Here is a 12,452-nt window from a genome sequence, read left to right as displayed (position 1 = left end):
ATATTCGCAATATTCCAATAATGTTGCATCTGGGTATTGTTCAACCATTGCAGCTAGTTGAGTTTCATATCCATCCAACTCTCCCTTTTGTGCTCCACCTTGTTGTTTGGGTTGTACATGACCTTGAGTCTTATTCATGGAGAGAAGTTTTTGTACAAAACTTTTGGCTACACTAAATCTATTAGCCACCTTCCTGATTGAGGTGTCACCTTGTGAGTAAGCCAAAACTATTTTTTCTCGCAAGTCGATTGAGTAAGCTTTCATTTTAAGAGTTGATGTACTGGTATTATTGTACCTCATTTACCTGCAATTTGCTGTATTTCTGATGCGACGCTGGATTGAGCATCGGAATAAACAACAAAAAGCGAAAGGAAAAGCGTTCTCATCTCAAATTCCGGAAAAAATTACTCTATAGTACCGCTAGTCTCTGACACCATTACGCAGTGGGTGCAAGTCAGATTATTCTCTCACTCGCACAAGGAATGTCCTGTTATGAGATCGAAACAAATTACCTGGAAATCTTCAGTAGCATTGGCAATCAGCACCCTAACGATCTTGGTTGGTAGTAGCAGTTGTGCTAGCCTATTCTTCCACTTCCGAAACGCTAGTGTTGCAACAGAGATAGTAGCAACCACTCAACCCTTACGTTCTGTCCAAGGAAATTCAACTTGGGTTTACGCATTGGCAATTAGCCCTGATGGACGCTTCCTCGCCAGTGGCAGTTACGATAAAAAAATTAAAATTTGGGATCTGCTTAGTAACACCTTACTCTATACTTTAGAAGGACACGGCGATGCAGTGGTAAGCCTTGCCTTCAGTCCAGACAGCAAGCTGCTCGCTAGTGGCAGTTGGGATAACCGGATTAAACTCTGGAATTTAGAGACGGGGCAACTGCTTCGTACCCTAGATGGACATACAGATGATGTAGAAGCCGTTGCCATCAGCCCCAACGGAAAGTGGTTAGCCAGTGGTAGTGCTGACACAACCATCCGCATCTGGAACGTGCAGACTGGCGTACGAGTTCATCAGTTATCAGATGGAAAGTGGGTAAGAACTGTTGCTTTTAGTCCGGATGGGCAGACCTTAGCTAGTGGCGATGAGGGTGGTACACTCAAAATTTGGCGGCTCATGGATGGTGCTGTTCTAAAAACCCTGAATGCTCATTCACAAGCCGTGCGCTCAGTGACTTTTAGCCCCGATGGACGGACTTTAGCGAGTGGCAGTGCTGATAGGACAGTCAAACTCTGGCAAATGCCCACTGGTAATTTGTTGCACTCTCTAATTGGACATTCAGGAGTTGTGTGGTCAGTGGCTTTCAGTCCCGATGGCAAGAGATTAGCTAGTGGTAGCAATGATACCACTATCAAGTTATGGGGGTTGCCTGAAGGCAAACTCTTGGAGAATTTGATCGGGCATGAGCGAGGCGTGCGGTCAGTAGTTTTTAGACCACATGGAAATATGATAGCCAGCAGCAGTGCCGACAAAACCATCAAACTCTGGTCTGTTCCTAAAGAGTGACAAGAAACTTTCAAAAAGTAAACAAATCTTTATGAGTAACAGTATTGAGAGTGCCTACTTAATAACCTGAAGAAAAAAGCTCAAGCCTTTGGTTTAGAACTTACTCCTATTTTTGACCCTACGCAATTGTTGAGAGTACAAATGCTTAGTTACAAGTTATTTTAGTACCATTCCTATTTAAAGATGTTATTTTTCATGAGTTTTACTATGAGTTATGGGATGAGTTTTATGAGTTTCAGAGCCGATGAGACAACTAATATTAAAAGTAATTCGCTGCAATGTTATGTCTAATACGAATTTGGCTTACTTGCTCAAATAACTTTTTACAGTCTTTATCGCGGTACGCAATGGGCTGTCTTTGAGCCAAATGACGAGCCGTTGTGGGCGCAAATTCGTTTGAATCTTGGAGCTTTTATGCACACTCTCTTCCTTCAAGGAGCCTTTCAAGGGACAGTGGTGCAGACTTGTCGCCATCAAGGTAGGTCTGTCATTGATTTTTTTGCACAGGCTCTAATTGCTGATTTTAATAATTCTCTGTCTCGCCCTTCTTTACTTCCTCAATATTAGACCTGAATCCTTATATCTATTCCTATATAAAACGTGTGGTTCATTAGTAAATCATGAAGTAAATAAGGGCATACTTCGATATTGAAATTATTTAAATATCTTATTTGTAAGAATTCAGTCCTCAAGAGTCAGAACCCTGAGTTTAAAACTAGTTCAGAATGATTTATCTATTGACTTCCAAAAATTTTACTTAATCTTCTAGCATGATGGCTCCTAAATTTTTACGCTTATTTTCGCTAATTTAAATTAAAAACTGTTTTTTAAAAAGAGTTTATTTTTATCAGGAAAAGATTTTTATAAAATAATGTTAATTATTGATTTTTATGCTAGATATATGTAAATTTTAATTAATTACCTAAGATTTATATATATCTAAAAATAATTAATAAAAAGCTTTATAAAATGTAATATAGTTATATTTTTATAGTGTGGTTTATTTGTTAAGTAATAAACATAAAATACCAATCAAAAATGGTGTAATTAAGTTGCTTAAAATTTATGACTAAAAAAAATCATAAAACATGGGTAGTAATTGCAATTATAGTAACCACCATAAGTGGCTGTAGGTCTACAGATGAGTATAAGAAATTCGCCGAAGCTGGAAAAACTTTTGCTGAAGCCACTAACTCCTTATTGGGAGATGCTGAACAAATTACAATCAATACAACCTCTGAGAGATTACTAAGTTATAGAATAACTAGTGGAAAATTTCAGCCTAATGATGAAGTGGCTCAAAAGCTCGTTAACCACTACAATGAATTATCAGAAAAAGATAAGGAACGACTTGAACTTATCAACGAGCTTCGTAAGCATAATCAATTTTTGCAAGATTACTTTAGTAAACTTATAGAGTTAGCAGGTTCTGACTCTCCTGATAGAAGTAAGGCTGCTGTTGAAAGTATAGCTAACAGTTTACAAAATAGCGGTAACAAGCTTGTAAGTTTGAGTCCTATTAAAATTGATAGGTTGCTATCGGTAACTAAGATAGTTCTTGATGCTCGGATTAATGGCGCAATTAAAGAAGAATTGCAAAAGCGGAAAGATACTATCTATCAAGAAATAACTATTCAAGAAAAAGTATTAAAAGAACTCGGTGAATCATTGGAAGGAGACATAAAAACGCTACGAAATTTACAAGAGTATCGCCTGGTTGTACAACCTCTTACTCAGCCAGAAGAAGTTAATGCTGATACATGGATAGAAGCAAGGTATAACGTTATGACACGAAACGCTGACGTAATTACTAAGATTAACGATGCAAGTGATAAATTAGCAAAATTTAAAGAATTTTTTATTGCTTCTATAGAAGGAGATTTAACCAGTAAACGTCTTCATGATTTCATACAAGAAACTAATTCATTTTCGGCGTTTGTTTTTGAGCAAAAATAGTCTTTTTTAGGAACAATTTAAATATGACTAATAATTCTGAAGCTGAAACTCAAGCAATTTTGCATAAATTAAGACAAGCCGATGAGAAACTAAACTCTTCAAAAGTTTTATTCAGCATTAATAATGAAAGCGATCAAAGTAAGAAAGATGCTTTTAACGAAGTGAGAAATAAAATCGCTCTTCAAATTCGAGAACTAGAGAATCAGAAAATTTCTTTATCATTAACAGGCTTAAAATCAAATGAAACTTCACTTCAAAAGGGAATAGAAAATTTAAACCGCGAAATTGAAGCAGCTAATAGTATAGCTAAAGTTACAGAGGCAATTGATAGAGTCCTTAGTATTGTAACTGCAATTGTGATTCCAACGCGAGGAATCGGAAATCGGAAACTATACGCTTTGCTGGTGGGAATCGACAACTATCCCGACCCCAATCATCGCCTCCAAGGTTGCGTAAACGATATTACAGCAGTAGAAGAGTATCTAAACGAACGGTTTGACCAGCAAGAATACCAACTGCACTTACTTAAGCTTAAAGATGAACAAGCAACCCGTGAAGCAATTATTAATGGCTTCCGCAACCATCTTTGTCATGCCCAAAAAGATGATGTAGTCTTGTTCTACTACAGTGGTCATGGTTCCCAGGAATTAGCACCTAAAGAATTTTGGCATCTAGAACCAGACCATTTGGATGAAACTTTAGTCTGCTACGACAGTCGTACCGAGAACGGTTGGGATTTAGCAGATAAGGAATTAGCAAAAGTAATTGCGGAAGTTGCACAAAACGATCCGCACATAACGATTATTATGGATTGTTGCCACTCTGGTTCTGGCACCAAAGATCCGTCGCAAGAAGCCAAAGAACGTCGTTTTCCGGCAGATAAGCGAGAACGTCCTTTGGATAGCTTTATTTTTACACTGGAAGATTTAGAAAAACTTTCATCTCTCCAGGAACGAGACCCGGAAAAACATCCTACTGGTTGGAAGCTTTTTAAAGGTCGCCATGTGCTTTTAGCAGCTTGTCGAGACTACGAAACAGCAAAAGAATACCCAGGCAAATATAGAGGTTATTTCTCATATTACTTACTAGATACCCTTACCAAAACAAACGGAAAGCTGACATATCGGGATTTATTTGCACGCACAAATGCTATTGTCCGCAGTGAAAGTAGAGATCAGTCTCCACAATTAGAAGTAAACGCTCCCGAAGATAGTAATAAATTCTTCCTTGATGGTGCGATCGCCGAAGTTAAACCATACTTCATTGTCAGCTACGAGCAAACTTCTGGATGGATAATTGAAGGTGGTGCTGTCCACGGATTACAAGCACCCATGAATGGCGAAACTACTTTATTAGCACTGTTTAACTTTGATGTTAATAATGAAGATTTGAATAATCCTGCAAAGTCTGTGGGTACAGCAAAAGTAACTCAAGTATTACCAACTAAGAGCAAAATAGATATCGAAGGGGTAGAAAACTTGGGTACTGATACCACTTTCAAAGCAGTTGTCACTAGTTTACCACTACCACCTTTAGGAGTTTATTTTGAAGGCGATGAGGTGGGTGTAAGTTTATTGCGCGAACAACTAAACGTAGCGGGATTGAATGGTAAACCTTCAGCCTATGTTCGTGAATCACAAGAAATCGGTAACGCCCAGTTGCGCTTGTTGTGTCGCAATCAGCAGTACATTATAGCCAGAACGACAGATGAGCGACCCTTAGTAGCTCAAATTGATGAGTACACCCCAGAAAATGCAGACAAGGCAATTAAACGCTTAGAACATATTGCTCGGTGGACAACAATTGCTCAATTGGCAAATACTGCGGCAACGCAAATCAAAGCTGGCGATGTGAAAATGGAACTCATAACGTCCGAGCGGGAATTATTACAATCCAACCAGATACGTTTGCAATACCAGTATCAGGATGGTCAGTGGCAAAATCCAGAGTTGAAACTTAAACTTACCAATACAACTAACAAACCACTTTACTGTACTTTAATCAACCTTTCAGACAGTTTCTCCATTAGTGCGCCATTTTTTGAGGCAGGTAGCATTAGACTTGGAGCAGGAGAAGAAGGTTACGCTTTAGATGGAGAAGAATTGATACTTGAAGTACCAGACGAATACTGGAAACAGGGAATAACTGAGTACAAAGATATTATTAAATTAATTATCAGTAATCAAGAATTTGATTCTAGATTGCTCACTCAAGACAAACTTGATGCTCCTCGACCTATATCTAGAAATATAGAATCTGCAAATCAAAGTAGTCTTGAACGTTTAATGGATAGGACTCAAAATCGTGAAATTAGAGCCAAAAGCCAAGCAGTAAGGTTTGATGATTGGTACGCTGAGGAAATCATAATTACTACAGTGCGCCCTTTGGAATCCACTCCAGTTTCTCAGCAAAAAGAACAACAAATAGGAGTAGAAGTGAAATTGCAACCTCATCCTAGTTTAGTAGCAAATGTTCGCCTAACAACCACATCACAAGCCAGTCGAGATTTAGGTAATAAAATTGTGCCTCCCATATTGCGGGAAGATCCACAAGTGACGCAACCTTTCCAATTTACTAACAGTCGCGGTACAGACCCAGGATTAAGCGTATTGGAATTGAATGATATTGCCGACCACACAGTTGTTACTCCAGTTGAACCTTTAAGGTTATTAGTTGATACGTTCCTTGCAGATAACGAATATATTCTGCCTGTGGCATATGACGGTGAATTTTTCTTGCCTCTAGGTCGTGGGCAAACAACTCAAGACGGTAAAACAGAAATTATTTTAGAGCGATTACCTGCCCCAGTGAGTGAGGGAGAACGCAGTTTGCAAGGTGCTATTCGCATCTTCTTCCAGAAAGTAATTAGCCAAGGTTTAGGAAGAGAATTTAATTATCCTCTCTTAGCAGTGGCAGAAGTTGGGTACGACCAAAAAGTAAATTATAAACAAGATATAAGCTATATCAAACAGAAGGTAGCAAATGCAAAAAAAATTGCCCTCTATATTCACGGGATTATTGGCGATACTGAAAGTCTAGTATCTACAATCAAACAACCAGTATTGCAAAATGGGAAAGAAATTTCTATTAGCGAACTTTACGATTTAGTTCTTACTTTCGATTATGAAAATCTTAATACTACCATTGAGCAGAATGCCCAACATTTAAAACGAAGACTTAAAGATGTAGGTTTGAGCGAAAACGATGATAAAGAACTACATATTATCGCTCACTCAATGGGTGGATTAGTATCTCGCTGGTTTATTGAGCAAGAAAAGGGGAATAAAGTTGTTAACCACCTAATTATGTTGGGTACACCAAATGCAGGTTCTCCTTGGCCTGTAGTAGAAGATTGGGTAAAGTTGACTCTGGGTATTGCGCTCAACGGTCTTTCTTTAGTTGCTTGGCCTGCAAAAGTAATAGCAATGCTTATGGGTACATTAGAAACAAATATTCGGGTAGCACTAACCCAAATGAACCCAGCTTCAGATTTATTAAATTCTCTAGCTGCAAGTGAAGATCCGGGAATTCCCTACTCAATTATCGCTGGTAACACTTCTATTATTCCCGCAGCATTAGAACAACAAGGCGAGAGAGGATCTATTATTGAACGTCTACAAAAAAGTCTATTTAATAGAGTTGTAGAATTGCCATTCTTTGGTGTGCCGAACGATGTAGCTGTAAAAGTAGACAGTATCAAGAGTATTCCAAAAGAACGAATACATCATCCTCATATTCAAGAAGTACCTTGCGACCACATGAGCTACTTTCTAAGCGAACCTAATAAAGTTGGTTTACAAGCTTTGATTGCAGCGATTACAAACCAAAAATAGATATTTAAAAGGCAAAAGTAAACACTTTTGTATCTAGCTTTTGCCTTGATTTTATTTTGGAATTTACAATTTAAGGATATACGCCAATGTCTGCATCTGCTTTTCGTCGTAATTTTGCGATTATTATTGGTATTAACAATTATCAAAATAATATTAGAGAGTTAAAAACTGCTGTTCCCGATGCTCTGAAATTAGCTGAAATTATTCAAACCCAACATGAAGCTCTCAAACCTCAATATCAGTCACAAAATAGATATGAAGTTCAATTAATTCTGAATCAACGAGCCAGTCTCAGTGCGCTAAAACAATTAATTACAGATTTCAATCAAGGTCAAATATCATTAGATAGCGGTAAAGTTACAGTTACTAAAGACGATCGCCTTCTGTTTTACTTTGCTGGACATGGTATTGCGTTAGATGCTCTAGAAAGTCAAGAAGGGCCTGTAGGTTATCTAATTCCTCAAGATGCCAAATCAGGAGATAGCAGTACCTACTTACCGATGCAGGAATTACATGATGCTTTGAATGCACTTCCCTGTCGGCATCTGTTAGCAATTCTTGATTGCTGTTTTGCCGGAGCTTTCCGTTGGGCAAGTCTTAACCGGGAAATTTTACCCAAAGTTAAAGTATATAAAGAACGCTACGACCGTTTTATCAGCGATCGCGCTTGGCAAGTGATTACTTCCGCAGCTGATGACCAAAAAGCTTTAGATTCCTTGGGTTCTCGCGGAATAGTAACAGAGGGAACAGAAGTCCATTCTCCCTTTGCCAAATATCTGTTTGATGCTTTGCAGGGGAAAGGTGCAGACTTAAATCAAGATGGGATGATCACCGCAACTGAGCTTTACTCATATTTACGCGATCGAGTAGAAATCGAATCAGAAAATTACTACCAGCGTCAAACTCCTAGTTTATGTCCACTCAGGAAACATGATAAAGGAGAATTCATCTTTTTGCTGCCTGAATTTGACCGTAATAAATTGGAAGATGCACCATCATTAAACGTAGAAAATAATCCGTATCGAGGATTATCTTCCTATGATGAAAAAGACAGTCATTTGTTCTTTGGTAGAGAAGAGCAAATTCAAAAGCTTTACCAGAAAATAGTTGATAACAAGCAACAATTGACATTAGTCTTGGGTGCTTCGGGAACAGGTAAATCTAGTTTGGTGAAAGCTGGACTTATTCCTAAACTCAGCAAGGATGACAAAACCTGGCATATCCTGCCTCCTTTTCGACCAGGGGAATCTCCTTTGAAGTCATTGAATAACGTACTAGAATCTGTCAAGCAACCTTTAATCCAAGCAGGAACATCTTCCCGTTTATTCACCCCAGTTGAAGAAAGCTTGGGAAATTGGTTCAAGAATAATCCTCAAGCAAAGCTACTAGTGGTTATCGATCAGTTTGAAGAATTGATAACTTTATCTAAGGGTGAAGAAGCAGAGAAATTTCAGATATTTATTAAAAATTCACTTGCTAAATACCCTAACAACATCCATGTAGTTATTACCTTGCGACTCGATTTTGAAGCACAATTCCAGACTTCTATACTTAAAGACTTCTGGAATGATAATACTCGATTTGTCGTGCCACCGATGACTCAAGATGAATTTAGAGAAGTAATTGAAAAACCAGCTTTGCAACAAGTGGTTTACTTTGATCCTCCGGGCTTAGTAGACGAACTAATCAACGAAGTTGTGCAAATGCCGGGTGCTTTACCTTTACTTTCTTTTACCCTTAGTGAATTGTACTTGAAATATTTAGAACAACGAAGGGATAACCGAGCTTTAACGAAGAACGATTATGAAGAGTTAGGACGAGTTGTTGGTTCTTTAACCAAGCGTGCTAACCAGGAATATGACCAGTTAGTTATGGAAGACCCTGCTTACAAAGATACAGTGCGTCATGTCATGTTACGGATGATTTCACCGCAAGGTAGAGAGTTAGCACGTAGACAGGTTCCTAAATCGGAGCTAGTGTATGTAGACAAAGACGAAAATAGGCGGGTGCAAAGAGTTATTAAATGTTTTTCTGATGCTCGTTTAATTGTTGAAGGGTCTAACTCTCAAGATAAACCTTATGTAGAACCAGCCCATGATGCGTTGGTACAAGGGTGGGATAAGTTATTGGAATGGAAAAAACAAGATGAAGAGAATATAATTTTGCAACGACGGCTCACACCTGCTGCCGAAGAATGGAACAGCGTCTCCGGTAATTTACAACCCTTGAGGTGGCAAACAAAACGTGAAACTGTAATTGACTGGTTGGATCTCAGGCTTCATACCATCGAAAACTTATTTACCAAGATTCCTACTCAGATTTATCGATTGTGGCGGCGAGCGTGGAATAAGCAAGAGCGTTTTGGAAACCAACCTGTACAGTTTTTGTGGAATGGGAATCCTTATCTTGATATAGCGGATAAAGAACTCAACTCCAATGACAATTGGTTAAATCAAGTAGAAACTGAGTTTGTGCAGAAAAGTGTGTTGAAAAAACGCCAAAATATTAGGTGGTGGTGGCGCGGTACAATTTTTATCATGTCGGTACTATCCGGGTTAACTGCTGCGGCTCTCATTGGTCAGCGACAAGCACTAATAGAACAAATAATTACTGATAAAAATTCAACCTTAACTTTTTTAAACACAAATCAACCGAAACTAGATGCCTTAATAAGTAGTTTACGTGCTGAAAAATCTTTAAATAACTGGCTATTCTGGGGAATATTTCAACCAGACAAGCAGCTACAAAATCAAGTCAGAACAAGCTTAAAAATAGCATCTTATGCACTAAGAGAACAGAATCGTTGGCAACTACCTCAAGCTTGGACAGTACGAGATATTGTTAGTATTAATGAGCAAAAAATCTTAGTAGCTGCTACAGATAATGACAATAATATTTGTGTTCAAACTATACAACAAAGCCAGCCACAAGAAAAACCTATTTGTCGTAAGTTTTCTGATAAACAAAGTTTACTTACGAGGCTTAAGTTTAGCCCTGATACTAAGAAATTGATTATTAGTGAAAGCAGTGATCCTTATGTAGAACCAAAAGTAGTGAAAAATGCTTATTTGTGGGACTTGAAATCCAATCATACTTACAGTTTATTAGCAAAAAATCTTATTCCTGATAGTCTTATTTTTAGCCCTGATAGTAAAAAAATTGCTTTGATTGATGGAAAGACTGCCTATTTGTGGGATTGGAGAAATAGAAAGGTAAACCAATTAAAAGAATTACAAGGTGATATTAATGGCATAAATTTTAAACCAAATGGAACATTACTAGTAGCTACCGTTACTAAAGTAAAAGATGGTACTACTGTTGATGTGTTAGACTACTCTTCAGGTCAAAAAACATTTGAGCAGAATTTTCAAAAGTTCTCCAAGGAAAATTTTAGATATGTCATTATTAGTAATAATGGTCAATTGCTTGCCATAAATTATTTAACAGGATATGGTATGTCTCAAGCTTCCGCTATTTTTCAATGGACAGGAGAAGGGCAAGATCTGAAAAACTTAGGCTTCAACATGGATGTAACCGTAAGTTTTAGCCCTGATGGAAAAAAACTAGCTATTACACAGTCAGATGGTACCATTCAGTTTATTGAATTAGATAGCATCCCAGATAAGTTTAAGGAACCTCTAATTATTAAAGGTTCTCAAGGCTTTTTTAGCAGTGTGAATTTTACTCCAAATGACAAGCAACTACTAACTGCTAGCAAGGATAACACCATCAGTATATGGAATCTAGAGCCACAATTGCTCCCACCCCAAACAGATGCAATAGAACTCCCTAGTCTCCAAAAAGATTTCAGCTTCAGCCCAGATGGTCAGCAACTAGCCTTATTAGAAGAAAGTGGTAATATTCGCTGGTGGGATCTTTCGTCTAATCAAGAGTTAAAGTTGCCAAGTTTGTTACAAGGACAGAAGTACTCTGAAGAAAGCAAGTTAAAGTTAATTTTGAGTTCAAATGATAAGCAATCAACACAACTAGCAATTTTAGAATTTAACTCAAATTATGATAGAAATCAAAAAATTCATGTGTGGGATTTACATTTGGGTAAAGAGCGGGTTTATAACGAAAATTACGATGACGACACACTGGGGAGTTTTAGCCCGGATGGAAAGCAATTAGCAATCACTAATGGATCATCTATATACCTGCTAAATCTTATGAATAATAAAGTAGACAAAGATTTTTCATGTGACGTTTTTGAGGATATTAAAGCATTGACTTGGACAAATGATGGGAAACTAGTTATTGCGACTATTGATGACGATAGTACTAAGATATGGGAATATTTTCTGGATTCTTCCTGCCCCAAACTGTTAGCATCTCTAAAGCTTACGGCGAATCTCGGTAGAAGTTTTAGCAACAGCAGCGGTTACATCAACCTTAACACTGATGATAAAATAGCTAATATAACATATGATGGATTTACAATATTATGGCACTGGGAGAGTAATATTCATATTAAATTTGATTCCGATAGTGATAATCAATACTTAAGCCCTGATAATAAGACATTACTTACTTTAGATAATGATAAAATTAAGTATTGGAAGTTAGGAGAAATAGACACACTTATACAACGCGATTGCGAACAACTAAGAAGCTATCTAGATACTCTTGATGAGAACAATAGTGACCGCCATCTCTGCGACGGAATTAAGCCTTCTCAGTTGACAGAGCAAACACAAAAAATTATTACAGGTGAAACGGCTCCAGTAGCAACCCCAACTACTTTCAAGAAACACATTCGGTGGGGTGGGAAATCAGGGCGAACGCATCTAAGTATAGTACAAAAATACTAAGAAAAAGGCAGCGATCGCTGATGGTATGGAGGTTAAGCAATGAGGCTTGAATGGTAAAGTCATTGTAAAAGTAGAAGGGCGCATCTAATCGTTAGGGGAGTACAAGGTTAGTGTTAATGGTTCGTCAGAAAACAAAGTATCAAACCGTTGATTAACCCAAGCTAAACGCAAATGTAGAAGGTGATTGAATCCATCCTCACTCCAACGCATTCCCACACCTTTGAAACGTTGTTGAATTAACCATTTACAAGCGCTTTCAACCATACCGGAGCCAATAGGCAAACCTAGTTTCTTAAAAGTGCGATACTGAATGTGTTTGAAGTGAGTGTTTAAG

At 37.9% G+C, this 12,452-nt stretch carries 5 protein-coding genes and 1 pseudogene; 4 read left to right on the top strand and 2 right to left on the bottom strand.

The features are described 5' to 3' along the window. On the bottom strand, positions 1 to 264 hold a 264-nt coding region (locus I8752_RS29385; RefSeq protein WP_214434552.1), incomplete at its 3' end, for an IS630 transposase-related protein. Positions 265 to 492: 228 nt separating this feature from the next. Here I8752_RS29385 and I8752_RS29380 point away from each other — a divergent pair. From I8752_RS29380 to I8752_RS29365, 4 genes are all read left to right on the top strand, one after another. Beyond that, entirely contained in the window at positions 493 to 1,518 is a 1,026-nt protein-coding gene (locus I8752_RS29380; protein WP_214435745.1) for a WD40 repeat domain-containing protein, read from the top strand. 1,065 nt (positions 1,519 to 2,583) lie between these two features. Continuing rightward, positions 2,584 to 3,474: a hypothetical protein gene (locus I8752_RS29375; RefSeq protein WP_214435744.1), complete on the top strand. Its 891-nt coding sequence runs from the start codon at positions 2,584 to 2,586 to the stop codon at positions 3,472 to 3,474. 23 nt (positions 3,475 to 3,497) lie between these two features. Beyond that, entirely contained in the window at positions 3,498 to 7,307 is a 3,810-nt protein-coding gene (locus I8752_RS29370; RefSeq protein ID WP_214435743.1) for a caspase family protein, read from the top strand. Between the two features lie 86 nt (positions 7,308 to 7,393). After that, on the top strand, positions 7,394 to 12,118 hold the full coding sequence (locus I8752_RS29365; protein ID WP_214435742.1) for an nSTAND1 domain-containing NTPase: 4,725 nt from the start codon (positions 7,394 to 7,396) through the stop codon (positions 12,116 to 12,118). A gap of 84 nt (positions 12,119 to 12,202) precedes the next feature. Here I8752_RS29365 and I8752_RS29360 read toward each other — a convergent pair. Further along, a pseudogene (locus I8752_RS29360) lies at positions 12,203 to 12,452 on the bottom strand (ISKra4-like element ISLesp2 family transposase); the annotation flags it as partial.

Origin of the sequence: Dendronalium phyllosphericum CENA369, from assembly GCF_016056275.1 — a bacterium.
Taxonomy (GTDB): Bacteria; Cyanobacteriota; Cyanobacteriia; order Cyanobacteriales; family Nostocaceae; genus Dendronalium; species Dendronalium phyllosphericum.
This window is presented reverse-complemented; position numbering and strand designations above follow the sequence as displayed.

Bases quoted from the DNA above. Each gene is read 5' to 3' on its own strand.
- I8752_RS29365 (WP_214435742.1), top strand. From the start codon at position 7,394: ATGTCTGCATCTGCTTTTCGTCGTAATTTTGCGATTATTATTGGTATT.
- I8752_RS29380 (WP_214435745.1), top strand. From the start codon at position 493: ATGAGATCGAAACAAATTACCTGGAAATCTTCAGTAGCATTGGCAATC.
- I8752_RS29375 (WP_214435744.1), top strand. From the start codon at position 2,584: ATGACTAAAAAAAATCATAAAACATGGGTAGTAATTGCAATTATAGTA.
- I8752_RS29370 (WP_214435743.1), top strand. From the start codon at position 3,498: ATGACTAATAATTCTGAAGCTGAAACTCAAGCAATTTTGCATAAATTA.